This window comes from Bdellovibrio sp. ZAP7, from assembly GCF_006874645.1.
Taxonomy (GTDB): Bacteria; Bdellovibrionota; Bdellovibrionia; order Bdellovibrionales; family Bdellovibrionaceae; genus Bdellovibrio.
Genome location: NZ_CP030082.1, coordinates 1,473,623 through 1,487,577 on the forward strand (window position 1 = coordinate 1,473,623; position 13,955 = coordinate 1,487,577).

Sequence of the window (13,955 nt, forward strand, 5' to 3'; positions counted from 1 at the left end):
AGAGGAATATTTACAACCACCTCCTCACATCCGAGCATTGTGGAAATTGCAGGGGGTGTGACAATTCATATCAGACGCCCTTGTTTTGCATCTGAGGAGCCCTAATTTGGCAGAGCCTCAAAACAATTACAGCACTCTGTTTTCACACTCATCTTTTTTGGTTTCCTGAAATAGGGTCGTCGGCGAAGGGGTTTCAAGATGAAGATGCAGAAATTTCATTTACCGACGATTTTCTTTTTGTTGATCACGTTTACTTTTCATATGCGAAGCCTCGCTGTTGTCGAGGGTGTGATTGGAAATGTGCCGCTCGAAAAAAATGTCAATCTTGCTTCGCAGTTGCCTGCAACCAATGCACCGGAAATTATCATTTCCCGAAAACAATATGTGATATCTTATAACAAAGAGAATCGCTCGCTTAATTGGGCCGCCTGGGAATTAGATCCCTCGCGATTAGGAAATGCTGATCGAACCAATGGGTTTTCTCAAGATTCAGAGCTTGAAACTTTTCTGGAAAAACAAGGCGGAAAGTATCGCGCGGTGACATCGACCGAATATCGCGGCACTTGTTTTGATCGGGGCCATCAGGTGCCCTCTGCCGACAGAACCGACAGTGCCAGAGACAATGAAGCCACGTTTGCGATGAGTAATATGATTCCCCAAACAGCGTTTTTAAATCGCGTGTTGTGGGAAGATCTGGAACGCTACACCCGCGATCTTGTTTCCCTCAAAAAGAAAAAGGCCTATATCATGGCCGGTCCTATTTATGATCAAAACTTTGGCTCTATCGGACCAAACAATGATATTCCTGTGCCTTCAAAGAATTTTAAAATCATATTTTTATTGGAACCTCACCAGACGGCGAAAGAAATCACAAAAGACACCCCCGCCTTGGCGGTGATTTTGCCAAACACTCTCCCAGATGGAAGTGCAGCTGCCGTCGGGGAGTCGGGAGATTGTTCAAAGGCTTCTGACATTTCTTCGGACAAAGCCGATTGGAATCAGTACCGCTCGACCATTGATCAAGTAGAACGTTTAACTGGACTTCGTATTCTTTAAATCAATTCCGACGTAAACGACGGGATTATGTGAGAATACTCTGAGATTTTATGAATTAATTCATACTGTTAAATTGTGCTTAAGTATCTGCAAAGGAATCACGATATCTTACTATTCAAGAAATTTTGATGGAGATGCAGATGAATATTTCAGTTTGGTTTAAAGGCATACGTGGACGCCTCTTGTTTTCAACAATGCTACCGGTGTTGGCGGTAGGTATTATGACTTGGATCGGTTTCTCAGTGACTGATGACCTGGGTAAGAGATTGGATTCTGCATATGAAAACACGATTCCCAATATGGATGCCCTTAGTATCGCAATGGAAGCTCGCGCGAGCATGGGTTACCGAATCTGGATGGTCCTTGGGGTCGATTTGGCAGACACTGAGTTCAGAAATACAAATATTCAGAATTTGGAAGGCCACTTAAAAGAATTCCGCGAAGGCCTAAAAAGATATGAAGCGGCTCCCTTTTCTCCTGGTGAAATGGAACTCTATGCACCATTTAAAGAGAAAAGCGAAAAATACTTTTCGATCACGGAGCAGGTTATCAAAGACCTCAAACTTGGTACAAAAGAAGGCAATGAACGCGTCATGATGCAAATGCGTGGAGGCGAATGGCAAACCATAGGTGCAATCGCTAGAAAGTCTTTTGATAAAATCACAGATTTTTACTCAGAAAATAGCGCCAAGTTTAATACTCAGCAAAAGCAGGAACGCGCGGATGCTCGCATGTGGACTGGTATTGTGGGTGCCTCATCTTGCGGACTTTTATTGTTCGTGTTGATGTTTATTGCGCATAGACTTGCAAGTTCTGTTGGAAATATTTCTAACAAAATCAGCGAAGCAGGAGCCCAAGTGACTGCGGCTATTGAACAGCTGTCAGCAGCGGGACAATCTTTGTCTCAATCTTCAACTGAAGCAGCAGCAAGCTTAGAAGAAACCGTGGCAAGCCTTGAAGAAATGACTTCCATGGTGAACTTGAATGCTGATAACGCGAAACAAGCTGCGGGTCTTTCTACAGTTTCTCGCGAATCGGCAGAACGTGGCCAATCAGAAATTCAAGTTCTGGTAAGCTCGATGTCTGATATCTCGGCGTCATCCCGTAAGATCGAAGAAATTATTAACGTTATTGACGATATCGCATTCCAAACAAATCTGTTGGCATTGAATGCGGCAGTTGAAGCTGCGCGTGCAGGTGAACAAGGTAAGGGCTTTGCGGTTGTGGCAGAGGCAGTTCGTACTCTGGCACAAAGATCTGCGGAAGCGGCGAAAGATATCACAGTTTTGATCAAAGATTCTGTGGATAAAATTGAACGCGGAACTCAAGTTGCAGATAAATCTGGTACCGTGATGGCCGATATCGTGACGTCAGTTAAAAAGGTTTCTGATCTTTCTGCCGAAATTTCTTCTGGTTCCGGCGAGCAATCGACAGGTATTCAGCAGATTTCCAAAGCCATGAATCAATTGGATTCAAGTTCTCAGTCGAATGCGGCTTCTTCTGAAGAAATCGCATCGACGGCAGAGGAAATTTCCGCTCAATCAACACAAATGCAAAAAATGATGGAAGATTTAAGCTTCTTGATTTCAGGTGAGCGTGCGTTGCCGGTTGCTGCTCCTGCGGCGGCAGCAGTGGTTAAAAAAATCCACAGTGTGAAGCGAGGCCCATCAAAGTCCAAAGCCCAGGCTTCGGCAGAATTTCTGCCTATGGATGAAAATGAAGAAAGCGGACGCGGTACCCTAGGTAAAGCGTCAAGTTTCTAACATTCAAAAAGCACATTGAATAAAACCCCGGTCATTGAAAGTCACCGGGGTTTTTTTATTACTTCCTAGTGCGAGATTTTGGTTTTGGTGCTGGTTTGGTCATAGGTTTTCCAGGTCGACTGCCTGGTTTGCTGAGTTTGTTGCCACCCGTATTTTTCCCAGAAGCTTTCACCGGCGGTTTCGCACGGGAATTGAATTTGGTTTTGTCCCGGTCTTCCGGAAGTTTTCTGCCTTCAAGATCTGCGATAAAGCGTTCGTCACGTTCTGTGACAAAGTTAATTACCACACCTTTGCGACCGGCCCGGGCGGTACGGCCTGCGCGGTGCAGATAGTTTTCTTTTTGCTTGGGTAGATGGTAGTTGATCACGCGATCTACATTTGGAATATCCAAACCACGACCGGCTAGATCTGTTGCCACTAACAGCTTCACTTTGCCTTCAGTGAATTTTTTAAGATTCGAACGGCGCTCGGCCTTTTCCATTTCCCCGCGATAAATCACGGCGGCATAACCGTTATCGGAAAGCTCCTGGGCCAGCTTATCGCATTGCTCACGAGTGTTCGCGAACAGAATAGTTCCGCCATCAGCAGGTTCTTTCAAAATCTTTTCTAATAGCGGCCAACGGCGGCCGTCTTTAACAATGCGATTTTGCGTCACCAAAGTTTTGACAGTTTTTCCAGCGCCCGCACTGCGGTAAAGCTCTGCTTTCGCAAACATTCCGTTAATCAGTTCTTGAACTGCCGGGGAGACAGTTGCTGAAAACAGTGCCAGTTGAACTTCTGTCGGGCAGGCGTAATAGATATTATTTGAATCAGAAATGAATCCTTGATCAAGCATCTGATCGGCTTCGTCAAAAACCAGCATGCGCACATCTGTCAAATCGATGTACTTAAGGTTCATCATCTGAATCAGACGGCCCGGAGTTGCGAGCAAGATCTCAAAAGGACCAGAAGTATTACGACGTGCTTGCTCCATCGCCATACCACCCAATGCAGGACGAACTCGCAGACGAGTATCATGGGTCAAAGTTTTAAAAACTTTGGAAACCTGCTCACCCAGTTCACGGGTCGGGACCATCACTACGGCGCGTGGACGGGAGTTTTCTGTCACTTCTTGACCTGCGTCTTCAAGGGATTTCAATGCGTGAAGCAAGGGGAGGGCGTAAGCCAAGGTTTTACCGCTGCCGGTTTCGGCAACGCCCACCACCGATTGCCCACCCATCAAAGTGGGAATCGCGTTATTTTGAATTTCCGTGGGATTCGTAATTTGATTCGATTTTAAAGTCTTAACCAATGAACCTAAGAGCCCGTAATCAGAAAATTTCGCCATGGTGTTTGTCCTTATTGACAGCGTTGTTGGATGATATATTTGATCACACGAAGTTTTTCAGTTGGATTTTTGACGTCCCAGATCCACTTGAAGTCGCGACAGTCTTGCCAGCCAGGAAAAACCATCTTACCAAAAGTTTCGTCGCCATCATCCTTCATCAATCTCTTATAGACAATGTCTTGAATCGGCAAATAAGAACTTTTTGGCAAAATATTGCGCGAAATCAGGTCGATCACGACTTCAACACTCGTCACAAAGCCGATTTGTCCTGGCAATGTTGGATATTTGGATTCACCGCGACTGGAGTAGGCCTCACGAATATAACTAAGTGCAGGAATGTGGCTGAATTCTTTTCCCATCTGATCGTACACGATGGTGTCGAATTGACCGTTGTCGCCAAAGAATAAAACCAACTCCGGATTTTTATCTGCTAATAGCTGACGAATGACTTTTTGTTTCAATTCGGGGTCTTGCTTGATTCCCTTATTCATATGCAGTTTGGTAATAGGGAAGTGATTTTCTTCGAGGAAATCTTCGTGCTGCTCGCCCATTAAAAACCTAGGGGCTAAGCTAACATAATGGAATTCAATATCCCCGTGAGAAGATTTCAGATCCTGAAAGATCTCAGCCATTCCGACGAATTTACTGTCGTCGTCAAAAGCGGAAGTGGCAGAACCGGCTTTAGAAAGAATGTGGGAAACCTTTAAGGTGTCATCGATATCGGAAATGACCAAAATTTTGGCTTCAGCCGTTGCCGTTAACAGCAATACCAGGATCAAGGCCCAAAGGTTTTTCATAATTCGCTCCTAGAGAGGTTCGGCGTCTAAAACGTAGACAAGGGTGTAAAATGACCATCAAGGCCTAATTCAGTCCTCATATGTTTAGTGTCAGTGAGTTCCTTAGGCAAATAGCAACATAGATGCCACGGTCTCTGACGGGCATGGATTGAGCACCTGAGTTATAACAAATCCAACGCAAATCACTTCTCCGAATCCGTCCTCCAGAAAAGAATATTTTCTACAAGGAGAACTTATGAGCAGAAACCGAGCTACCTGGGATGCCAGCGAGTGCGCCCTTATATTGATTGATTATCAACCCGAGATGTTTAAAGGAATAGGTTCCAGCGATCCGCACATGGTTGAAACCAATGTCTGTGCTCTTACAAAGGCTGCCGTGGCGTTTGATATTCCGGTTGTTCTAAGCACAGTGGGAGTAAAGATGGGTGTCAATCAACCGACTATCAGAACTTTGCGTGCAGAACTCCCCGAGTTGCAAGAGATCGATCGCTCCAGTATGAATGCCTGGGAGGATGAGGCTTTCTTAAAGGCAGTGAAGGCGACAGGACGTAAAAGACTGGTTTTCTGCGCTCTTTGGACGGAGATCTGTCTGGTTTATCCCGCAATTGAAGCTTTGAAAGACGATTATGAAGTGACTTTCATCGCTGATGCAGTAGCTGGTCAATCCAAAGAAGAACATGAAATGGCCATTGAACGACTGATTCAGGCCGGCGCAATTCCTAATACGTCCATCGCCATGATGGCCGAATGGTTTCGTGACTGGAAGTCGCCTATGGCAACCAAAGGCCGCGAGGTATTTTCAGCTCTTATTCGCGAACATCGCGCCACTCATGCAAACTCACGCTTTCAACCCGCGCCAGATTCCTATTCCAGTCAGTCTGAAATGATGTAATTTAAAATAAAAAGTTGTCCAGCACAGTGATTGAAGTCACAGAGTCGGACAACTTTCTTTTCGTATTCACGAATTTTCGCGGAATTATTTGCGCCAGAGTTGTCATTGTAGTTTGTGGAATTTGCAAAGCAGCATCTGTACTCGAATCTGGCGCCTGTACAGAGGGAAAACGACAATTCACGCCGCGTTTTAAAAATAAATTTAAAGCCTCACGAAAAAATCCCCACCCAAAAAAAAACGGCGTTATAACCCGACCACCAAAGCGAGTTTGGTAAAACAAATTCGAAAACTAAATTTGGAAAAGGTGGTAATTATGAATTCAGTAAAGTCTTTATCAGTGATCGCAGCAATCTCTTTCGCACTCGCTGCTTGTAGCTCTAGTAAAAGTGAAGATAAAAACAGTGAGGCCGTTGCCCAGGCTGAATCTTTGAACGGTGAAAACGTTCACTGTGAAAATGTGGAAGTTATTTCCATTCCCGAAAGCAAAGAAACTCCTGCGGTGAAGATGAAATATGAAACAATCATCGACTCTGTCCGCTCCGCTTCAAAAGAAGGCGTCGTCGAGAAGATTTCCGACAAAGGTACGAAAGTATTCAAAGTCTATATGCAGAACAAAAACGGTGAGTACGAGTTGAGTTCTTCTCAAGACAGTACTTTTCAATCCGACGAATCAAAAACCGTGACGACATTGGAAAATGGTGATGTTAAGGAAGTTGGTACTTTGAAGGTATCTAGCGCTTCCGGGAGTGAACCCCAGCTCTCTGAAAATTCCTACGACCAGATCTCAAGATCAAAAGATGGCGTTAAGAAAATTGTTTATAAACTAGTGAATGGCGTCGAAGTTCCCGTTTATGACTTCGAAACGACTGAACAGGAAGTCGATGGCGTAAAAACGATCACGACTCTTTTGAAAACTCCTTATGTTCAAGAATCTAATGGAGTTAAGTCCTCAATTGAAAGCTCCCAAAGCACTTGCACGATTTCCAAAAAATAGTTCTCCCCAGAACAAGCCGTGCAAACCCATAGTCCCTTGGGCATCCTCTGCGGAGGATGCCCATCTTTTATTTAAGCTCGGGCGACAGAAACTACGCGAATGCGTTTAACTTTACCGTCCGCTAACGGCCAGTCGATAGTTTGTCCTACACGAAGTCCGATCAGGGCAGCACCTACGGGGGCCAGGATAGAAACTTTGCCCATTTCCATGTTGGCTTCGTTGGGATAGCTTAATGTCAGGGCCTGTTCTTTCCCGGAATCCAAATCCGTAAAGGTCACTGTGGAATTCATGGCCACGACATCGTTTTCAAGTTGTTCAGCGGAAACGAGTTGGGCACGACCTAACTCTTCTTCCAGAAGTTCTGCCACCTCAATTTTTGCAAATGATAGAATAGCGGATATTTTTTCGTAGTCTTCGCGTGAAATGACTAATGATGGAAGTTTCTCCATAAATGGTCTCCTTTAGTAAGGGTGTATTTAATTTTCAGTTATTTAATGCGACTAGATAGCGATAGCAGCCACAGAGCAGACTCTGCGGCTTAAGAAATAAACTTCAAAACCAAACCACACGGAGGTGGCAGCATTTTGGTAATAGAATGGCTGCGGACTATCGTAAATATCATGATTCCGGCAGGGTATCATAAATTACGGATTAGTGCTACTGAGTTTTGCTTTCAAGTAATGAAGCTGCGTAAGTGCGTTGATTTGAAGCATATTCTTGAGAGCTGACATAGCAGCCTTTGATTTTAAGCATGCAAATCAATCTTCATTCGAGATTTTCTCTTTTAGAGATTCAAATCATCACTCAGACGTAAGTCGAGAGAAAAAAGAATCATTCATAAACTGAAAGGAAACTATCATGGATCGTCATCTGGCGAAGCGAGTATTAACTTCCGCGCTGCTACTGCAAGTTCCCGTGCTGGCAAAAGCAGAAACATCAATCTTTAATTCATTCGAAAAAGTCTCTGTGTTGGCGACACAGAACAAATTCGAAGGAGCTGTACGTATCAACGATATCTCCCGTAAAAATGGGGGAGATCTTTACACCCTGGATTTAGCAAAACCCCTCCCACTGACTGTCATTAAAGCGAAACCAAAATCCGGCAAAGTAAAAATCATCAGCGTGAATCTGATCACCGATAAGAGTGAACGGATCATCGTAAAGGCTTTTAATGGTGTTACTATCAGCGACAATGACAAAGAGTTGTCTTCAGAAAATCTGAATTCCGCTTCTTTGATTTCAGCTATCGAGATTCAAGCAGAAGCCATGGGCGGAAGTGCGGTACTGGATTTCAACGCGATCTCCACCCAAGAAGCACCGAAGTTGGCTTTGCGTGAGACTGGTAACAGTCCTATTCCTCCAGGTAACGACAATGGAAACTCTTGTAATAAGAAATTCGATGCTGTGTTGAAGGATAAACTGGATATCGTACAGCTTTGGGCTTCTCGTGCGGAAGGCAGTGCGCAGGGTTCTTGGCAGGAAAAATATGCGACGAAAGAGTATAACAAATTCGTTGCGGATTTTATCGTCACATTGAAGGCTGATAAAACGACTTTCGCGTCGACTGATTATACTTTGACGCTTTTGAATTTCTTTGCTGAGCGCCATAACTCCAGTCGTGCGGAAAGCGCTTTGGAGCAAGGGTACAAATTGATGGCAGACGAAACGTTTGAAGTATTTATGCTATCTTTGCAAAGTGATCAAATCTGTCGTCCTGTGACGAGTGAGTCTTTGATCAAAATTGCTTTGGATTTCCAAAAACGTCAGGAAGCCAACAAACCGGATAGTCGTGCGAGAAAACTTTACGAGTCCATGATCTCAAAAATCGGTAAGTTGATTCCTACTCACTATCGCAAAGAGCTGACGGCGAAAAATCTGTCTTTCCGCGCAGCCGATTCAGAAGGTTATAAAAACCACAAACTTTTCGTAACTAGCAAAGCCGAGAGCTTCCTAAAAGGAACTTACCAGGAAATGAGCTTGAGCGCTTATGGCGTTGCCGAGCAGGCTTTATTGCGTGAAGTGAAGGATTTGAATAACGAACAAACATATCAAATGATCGTTGAGTTCCAAACGAAATACAACGATACGGCCAACTATCCTCAAGAGGTGATGTTGAAGTATCTGACGATTCTTTCGGAGCACAGCAATTTTTTGAGATTGAATCCAGGTCTTTAGAAATAAAAAAAAGCCAGTGGGAACAAACTCACTGGCTTTTTTGCTTTTTAGAATCCGACACCGGCAGAGATGGTGTTTTGGACGTCACTTTTATCCCAGTCGTTGTCGCGGAAGACAACCGTCGAACTCAAGTTAATCGAAACCGGTCCGAAGTTAACCCCGATTGAAGCACCCGCATAGGGATTGTATTGAATCGGGCGTTTATCTGTTGTCATCACGCCACCCGAAGTGGATTCACGAATCGTTTGCGTCGCTTGCGCCCCGGCACGACCCGTCATATGAAACCATTCCACACGGTAGGTAGAGGAAACCCCGAGCTTTAAACGCTCATCATCGGTTTTTACTTTTTCAGGAGCTGTCGAGTAGTCCTCAGTATCAGAGGCTTTGGAGTATTCAGTTTCTAATGAAAGCAAATCCACACCCAGGCTGAGGCGAAGGCCATACATGGATCTTGTTTGTAAATGGGCGGTAGGATAATCGCGGTAAACCGTTTCAATACCATAGACAGGCTCGATGCGATAACCCGTACCTTGAGCCAGAGTAAATCGTGCGGCGAGAGCTGAATTTGCTCCAATACAGGTGCCCAGTACTACGATCCACTTCAGTGTAGATAGCTTCATTAGTCCTCCATGAACCATGTTAGTTTACACAAAAACCCAGGGGGATACCCAGGCCTTTTTAAAAAAAGAGATGTTTTGGACTAGTTTGAGCCAGTGCTGCTATACTGAAGTTATGAAAACCACGAAATCAGCTCTAACATTCTGGACCCTTATAACGTTCCTAACATTTGGCGCTTTCGCAAAAACGTCAGAGAAAGCAAAGCCAAAGACAAATGCTCCAACCGAAGTTTCCTATCTGGCGGGCGGGTGCTTTTGGGGGATGGAAGAGTTGCTGCGTAAACTGCCTGGTGTGACTCACATAGAAGTGGGATACATGGGTGGCAAGATTCCGAATGCGAATTACAATATCGTACATACGGGCACGTCCAACCATGCAGAGACCGTGAAAGTCGAATTCAATCCGCAACAGTTGAGCTATGAAAATCTGCTCCTTTATTTTTTTAAAATCCACGATCCCACAACTTTAAATCGTCAAGGCAATGACATCGGCACCCAGTATCGCAGCGCGATTTTTTATACTTCTGATCAGCAAAAAGAAACGGCTCACAAAGTGATCGCTCGAGTCGGTAAATCCAAAGCCTGGGGTAAACCTGTCACCACGGTTCTGGAAAAGGCCGGGGAATTTTGGAAAGCAGAAGAAGAACACCAAGACTATCTACAGAAAAATCCCGAGGGTTATACTTGTCACTTCGTGCGTAAGGTGGATTTTTAACGCCGCGTCCGGTGCAAAGTGTTTTGAAAATCTTCGGCACAGCAATTGCTATCTTTCTTCATTGGAAGGTGAATGCCATGAATATTTCAGCACTAGTTAAGCAACGTCACATCGCATCTTTTTTAATTCTTGTCGCTCTTTTTCAGGCCCCCTTTGCCGAGGCAAAATCCTGCGGTTCTCGTCAGAAAGTCGTCTGTTCGGGCATCGTCACTGGCGAAAGTTCCAGTGGAAATATCACCTATGTTTTAAACCGCGTGGTTTATAATTCCTGCGGTAAAGTGGTGTCAGATAAATTCCACCGCTTGATGGGCTCTCCCGCGGACGTGGAAAATGAACTGCGCAAAGCTCGTTGTCCCGCAGACATTTTCTAATGCAAAATTCCCCATTTTTCAGGGGAGTTTTGGGACATTGCTATGGCTTTAATCACTTCACATTCGTTAAGCAGCCGCTTCGTTATTGCCCAAGCAATTGACGATGCCCTTTTTTTCGCTGCAAAAAAATGTCTCCTTATTCTTCAGTCGCATTTAATTTGGCTCTCGCTTGGTATGGCCCGTGCACATGACCTCTGCGAACAATCTAATCTGGAGTCTTAAATGAAATTGATGGGTAAAGTTTTAATCGCAGGAATGATCACTTTTTCAGCTCTTGCAAACGCTGCCACACAATCCGGTGTTGAAGGTGTTTTAGAAGTTCCCGTGAACGCAGGACAAGTTGAACTGAAGGCTTATTCTAAAATCAGTGGCGGAGTGGTTTTGAATTTAGATCCCGTGAACTCGCAGAGTCTGAGCATCAAATGCCACCAAGGTTTTGGAAAAGTGACGATGATGGTTTTTCTAAAAGGAAACGCTTTATCTCAGCAATTGACGGGTTCCGTGGAAAGTCAGGAAGCCTGCGAGCAGGAGTTGCGCGTGATTTCTGAAGCGGTTGAGCAGGGTGCCGGGACTGTGCGTATCGAAGTTCGTACCAATCATACCCTGGGCTTTGCTACTTCTCGCTAATTTGAAACTTATATGTTAGTGTTTTTAGGAAAGCCGGTTTTAGCCGGCTTTTTCTATTTACGTGGCAAAGGCGGGCGTATGCTCTATCGCTTTCAAATTGAACTTTCCGATATTGATCGTGGTGTGTACGAGTCCTTGGATTTCCGCGTAGCTCAGCATCCTTCTGAAACCTATCCCTACATGTTAAGCCGGGTTTTGGCGTACTGCTTGTCCTATGAAGAGCGCTTGGAGTTTACGCCGGGGGGCTTGGCCGATCCTGAGGCTCCGGCCTTACGTAAACTGGGATTGCAAAACTCGGTGGACCTGTGGATTGAAATCGGGAATCCTTCAGCGCGAAAACTGCACAAGGCTTCGAAGGTTGCAAAGCTTGTAAAGGTATATACTTATAAAAATCCCGAAGTTCTTTTGACGGAAGTTCGTGGCGGCGAAGTTCATCGCGCCCAAGAGCTTCAAATGTTTGCCTTTGAACCAAAGTTTTTGGAAGCGGCCGCCGAAAAAATTGAAAAGAACAATCGTTGGACGTTATTGGTTCAACAGGGAACGTTGGATTTAACCATCAGTGAGGAAACGCTGACCGGTGAAGTAAAGCCCGCGATCTTATAGATTGTCGGGATATTGTACGCGCGGGAAAGTTTTCACAGCGCTCCCGTTAAAACCATCGTCACAATCATACACATCGTAGGTCGTTTGCAGTTCGTCGTCTGCATTCAATGACAAAGTAAACTGCTTCTGTGCACACAGGCCGTGCTCTTTGATTTTTACGTATCCTTCATAATTTAAACTAAAGATCACACGGTCCGCCGTGGCTTTCGCTGTTTGGCAGCGTTCTTTCGTGCAAACGGGAGACCCATCAAATTGGAAGACTTGTTTTTCCGGAGAGATCACGATCTCGCCCTTTTTGGTTGTAAAACCATTCCAGCGAATCAAGCGAGTGCACTCGTCACTGTGAAATTGAACCACAGCTCCTTCAGCCATTTGATAAAGGCCTGTCAAATCAGGGCAATTGCCAGCAAATGCAGTGGTGGAAGTCACAAGTCCGAAGGTGAAAATTATATTTCGCATCATAAGTCCTCTTTTTAAGCCTGACACAGGGGAAATTCGCTGGCTACACTTATTCTGTTTAGAAACGGGGGAGTCATGCGAAATATCTTTGTGTTAGCGGCATTGCTTTTCATCGGTGGAGGCGCAGAAGCTTGCGTTGGCTTTACGGGATCCTATTCCACGTTTCGCGCGGTTGCCGGAAAATATCATGTCTTGGTTCTGGATCAGAACGATTGCAAGGCTGTGGCGGCGGGTTCTTTCCAATTGGACGAAAAAAACAGTGTAGTTACCGACGAAGTCGAACCCAAAGTTTTTTATGTCGAAAAAAACTATACGAAGCTGTGCGAGCTTACCACCTGTCGTGTATTTACCACAACCGCAAGTGGTTTGGAATTTGCCGAAAACGCTTCAGTTTATATCGATGGCACGACCTGCCGCTATGATCGTGTGTCCTGGTCACGCCAGGATACGTGGGATCTTAAGATCACTTATAGAATCACAGACGCCTCGTCAGCTTGTCGCAAATACCGAGGAGCCGCGAGTGTGGTCCTCAAAGATATTAAACACATTAATTGAGCGGCAGATTTTTTGAGTTTGCCGAAATGTTTTCGTAAAGCTTTGGAACCCAGGGTTTAAAAATTTTGGGTTCCGGCGCCGTTGCGACTTTCCTGAAGTCCACGGGCGACAAAATCACTTTCCAGTTTTTATAGTTACTTTGTGCTGCCAGAACGAAAAGTTCTTCGATAGCTTCATCACCTATTGCGATACATCCAATTGAAACACTTTTCCCATGGATCATAATGTCAGAACCAAGATTTTTTCGGCCATCTTCTTTGGCCATCTGTTTGTCGAAATCAGTCGGGTAGTTAATTCTCAATGCCAGATGATAGGCGCTGTTAGGGTTGAGGCTTTCAATTCCATATATACCTTCAGGAACTTGGTTATCGCCTTCCTGAAGTTTTGGCCCGGATTTTCCGCTGGCAGCATACACCGGATAGCTTTTAATGAATTTTGAATTTCCATCTTGATCAGTTGAAAATATGGATAAAGTTTTTTGCGCTTTAATATAAAGCAGAGTGATATCTTTGGGTGGGTAGGCCACGCGTTTTGCAAGAAATAAAGGTTTCAGGCTCGCACTCACTTTGGGACCGTATTCTTTGACACGTTTTTGGACAGTGGATTTACCGAGTAGTTGGAGTTTGATGCTATTGAAGAGCGGCAATTCCAAAGTGATGTAAGCGACGGTGAGTAAAGCACAGCCATAGAAAAGTCCCTTTAAGACATTCATTATTGAGACTTTTAAATTGAATTTCATGGAGCTCCCACCTGAATTTATTGTATAGACTCACATTCGGATTGGCGAGCGCAAATCAATGCGAACAATTGCTCGGGATTTGTTCCGAGTAAATATTTGGAGTCACTGTGCTCGTGAATACTCCGAACAAACCGCAAATGGTTGTTCATACTCCAAAAGAAAATCATGAACTTCCATAACCAATTAAAAAGCTTATTGCGACGAATGTATGCGAATACAGGAATGGCAAGATCAAGGTAGTGCCTTTTCGATCTCTTAATATCTT

General features: G+C 44.6%; 16 protein-coding genes. 10 read left to right on the top strand and 6 right to left on the bottom strand.

Annotation, left to right across the window (positions count from 1 at the left end; all coding sequences use genetic code 11):
• Positions 1–198 precede the first annotated feature (198 nt).
• Both DOM22_RS07230 and DOM22_RS07235 read left to right on the top strand, forming a co-directional pair.
• The gene (locus DOM22_RS07230) at positions 199–1,056 is read left to right on the top strand and encodes a DNA/RNA non-specific endonuclease (RefSeq protein ID WP_142699723.1); all 858 of its coding nucleotides are present in this window, start codon (positions 199–201) and stop codon (positions 1,054–1,056) included.
• Positions 1,057–1,196: 140 nt separating this feature from the next.
• Positions 1,197–2,819, top strand: a complete 1,623-nt coding sequence (locus DOM22_RS07235; protein WP_142699724.1) for a methyl-accepting chemotaxis protein — start codon at positions 1,197–1,199, stop codon at positions 2,817–2,819.
• Positions 2,820–2,877: 58 nt separating this feature from the next.
• Here the strand turns inward: DOM22_RS07235 and DOM22_RS07240 are convergent, their stop codons facing one another.
• Positions 2,878–4,146 carry a DEAD/DEAH box helicase gene (locus DOM22_RS07240; RefSeq protein WP_142699725.1) on the bottom strand — a complete coding sequence of 423 codons (1,269 nt, stop codon included), beginning with the start codon at positions 4,144–4,146 and terminating at the stop codon, positions 2,878–2,880.
• Between the two features lie 11 nt (positions 4,147–4,157).
• The gene (locus tag DOM22_RS07245; RefSeq protein ID WP_142699726.1) at positions 4,158–4,943 is read right to left on the bottom strand and encodes a phosphatase domain-containing protein; all 786 of its coding nucleotides are present in this window, start codon (positions 4,941–4,943) and stop codon (positions 4,158–4,160) included.
• A gap of 235 nt (positions 4,944–5,178) precedes the next feature.
• Between DOM22_RS07245 and DOM22_RS07250 the strand changes: the two genes are divergently transcribed.
• Both DOM22_RS07250 and DOM22_RS07255 read left to right on the top strand, forming a co-directional pair.
• Complete coding sequence (locus tag DOM22_RS07250; RefSeq protein ID WP_142699727.1) at positions 5,179–5,835, top strand: isochorismatase family protein; 657 nt, start codon at positions 5,179–5,181, stop codon at positions 5,833–5,835.
• A 313-nt stretch (positions 5,836–6,148) separates the two neighbouring features.
• Entirely contained in the window at positions 6,149–6,829 is a 681-nt protein-coding gene (locus DOM22_RS07255; protein ID WP_142699728.1) for a hypothetical protein, read from the top strand.
• A gap of 71 nt (positions 6,830–6,900) precedes the next feature.
• On the opposite strand, the gene rnk is transcribed toward DOM22_RS07255, so the two are convergent.
• The gene (rnk, locus tag DOM22_RS07260; protein WP_142699729.1) at positions 6,901–7,278 is read right to left on the bottom strand and encodes a nucleoside diphosphate kinase regulator; all 378 of its coding nucleotides are present in this window, start codon (positions 7,276–7,278) and stop codon (positions 6,901–6,903) included.
• Positions 7,279–7,687: 409 nt separating this feature from the next.
• On the opposite strand from rnk, the gene DOM22_RS07265 reads away from it, so the two are divergent.
• Complete coding sequence (locus tag DOM22_RS07265; protein ID WP_142699730.1) at positions 7,688–9,004, top strand: beta-sandwich domain-containing protein; 1,317 nt, start codon at positions 7,688–7,690, stop codon at positions 9,002–9,004.
• Positions 9,005–9,051: 47 nt separating this feature from the next.
• On the opposite strand, the gene DOM22_RS07270 is transcribed toward DOM22_RS07265, so the two are convergent.
• A complete protein-coding gene (locus tag DOM22_RS07270) occupies positions 9,052–9,624 on the bottom strand; it encodes a hypothetical protein (RefSeq protein ID WP_142699731.1) in 573 nt (190 codons plus the stop codon).
• Positions 9,625–9,736: 112 nt separating this feature from the next.
• Here DOM22_RS07270 and msrA point away from each other — a divergent pair, with 112 nt between their 5' ends.
• The 4 genes from msrA to DOM22_RS07290 all read left to right on the top strand — a co-directional run bounded on the left by msrA (position 9,737) and on the right by DOM22_RS07290 (position 11,937).
• Positions 9,737–10,336 carry a peptide-methionine (S)-S-oxide reductase MsrA gene (gene msrA / locus DOM22_RS07275; protein ID WP_142699732.1) on the top strand — a complete coding sequence of 200 codons (600 nt, stop codon included), beginning with the start codon at positions 9,737–9,739 and terminating at the stop codon, positions 10,334–10,336.
• Positions 10,337–10,413: 77 nt separating this feature from the next.
• On the top strand, positions 10,414–10,707 hold the full coding sequence (locus tag DOM22_RS07280) for a hypothetical protein (protein ID WP_142699733.1): 294 nt from the start codon (positions 10,414–10,416) through the stop codon (positions 10,705–10,707).
• Positions 10,708–10,929: 222 nt separating this feature from the next.
• On the top strand, positions 10,930–11,334 hold the full coding sequence (locus tag DOM22_RS07285) for a hypothetical protein (RefSeq protein ID WP_142699734.1): 405 nt from the start codon (positions 10,930–10,932) through the stop codon (positions 11,332–11,334).
• 12 nt (positions 11,335–11,346) lie between these two features.
• Positions 11,347–11,937, top strand: coding sequence for a YaeQ family protein (locus tag DOM22_RS07290; RefSeq protein ID WP_246845883.1), 591 nt, complete (start codon positions 11,347–11,349; stop codon positions 11,935–11,937).
• Here DOM22_RS07290 and DOM22_RS07295 read toward each other — a convergent pair.
• On the bottom strand, positions 11,932–12,399 hold the full coding sequence (locus DOM22_RS07295) for a hypothetical protein (protein ID WP_142699735.1): 468 nt from the start codon (positions 12,397–12,399) through the stop codon (positions 11,932–11,934). The genes DOM22_RS07290 and DOM22_RS07295 overlap by 6 nt on opposite strands.
• A gap of 72 nt (positions 12,400–12,471) precedes the next feature.
• Here DOM22_RS07295 and DOM22_RS07300 point away from each other — a divergent pair, with 72 nt between their 5' ends.
• Positions 12,472–12,951 carry a hypothetical protein gene (locus tag DOM22_RS07300; protein ID WP_142699736.1) on the top strand — a complete coding sequence of 160 codons (480 nt, stop codon included), beginning with the start codon at positions 12,472–12,474 and terminating at the stop codon, positions 12,949–12,951.
• On the opposite strand, the gene DOM22_RS07305 is transcribed toward DOM22_RS07300, so the two are convergent.
• Positions 12,944–13,690, bottom strand: a complete 747-nt coding sequence (locus DOM22_RS07305; RefSeq protein WP_142699737.1) for a murein L,D-transpeptidase family protein — start codon at positions 13,688–13,690, stop codon at positions 12,944–12,946. The two genes, DOM22_RS07300 and DOM22_RS07305, sit on opposite strands and share 8 nt — an antisense overlap.
• Between the last annotated feature and the right edge of the window lie 265 nt (positions 13,691–13,955).

Coding starts and splice junctions, on each gene's coding strand:
- DOM22_RS07230 (WP_142699723.1), top strand. CDS start 199: ATGAAGATGCAGAAATTTCATTTACCGACGATTTTCTTTTTGTTGATC.
- DOM22_RS07235 (WP_142699724.1), top strand. CDS start 1,197: ATGAATATTTCAGTTTGGTTTAAAGGCATACGTGGACGCCTCTTGTTT.
- DOM22_RS07240 (WP_142699725.1), bottom strand. CDS start 4,146: ATGGCGAAATTTTCTGATTACGGGCTCTTAGGTTCATTGGTTAAGACT.
- DOM22_RS07245 (WP_142699726.1), bottom strand. CDS start 4,943: ATGAAAAACCTTTGGGCCTTGATCCTGGTATTGCTGTTAACGGCAACG.
- DOM22_RS07250 (WP_142699727.1), top strand. CDS start 5,179: ATGAGCAGAAACCGAGCTACCTGGGATGCCAGCGAGTGCGCCCTTATA.
- DOM22_RS07255 (WP_142699728.1), top strand. CDS start 6,149: ATGAATTCAGTAAAGTCTTTATCAGTGATCGCAGCAATCTCTTTCGCA.
- rnk (WP_142699729.1), bottom strand. CDS start 7,278: ATGGAGAAACTTCCATCATTAGTCATTTCACGCGAAGACTACGAAAAA.
- DOM22_RS07265 (WP_142699730.1), top strand. CDS start 7,688: ATGGATCGTCATCTGGCGAAGCGAGTATTAACTTCCGCGCTGCTACTG.
- DOM22_RS07270 (WP_142699731.1), bottom strand. CDS start 9,624: ATGAAGCTATCTACACTGAAGTGGATCGTAGTACTGGGCACCTGTATT.
- msrA (WP_142699732.1), top strand. CDS start 9,737: ATGAAAACCACGAAATCAGCTCTAACATTCTGGACCCTTATAACGTTC.
- DOM22_RS07280 (WP_142699733.1), top strand. CDS start 10,414: ATGAATATTTCAGCACTAGTTAAGCAACGTCACATCGCATCTTTTTTA.
- DOM22_RS07285 (WP_142699734.1), top strand. CDS start 10,930: ATGAAATTGATGGGTAAAGTTTTAATCGCAGGAATGATCACTTTTTCA.
- DOM22_RS07290 (WP_246845883.1), top strand. CDS start 11,347: ATGTTAGTGTTTTTAGGAAAGCCGGTTTTAGCCGGCTTTTTCTATTTA.
- DOM22_RS07295 (WP_142699735.1), bottom strand. CDS start 12,399: ATGATGCGAAATATAATTTTCACCTTCGGACTTGTGACTTCCACCACT.
- DOM22_RS07300 (WP_142699736.1), top strand. CDS start 12,472: ATGCGAAATATCTTTGTGTTAGCGGCATTGCTTTTCATCGGTGGAGGC.
- DOM22_RS07305 (WP_142699737.1), bottom strand. CDS start 13,690: ATGAAATTCAATTTAAAAGTCTCAATAATGAATGTCTTAAAGGGACTT.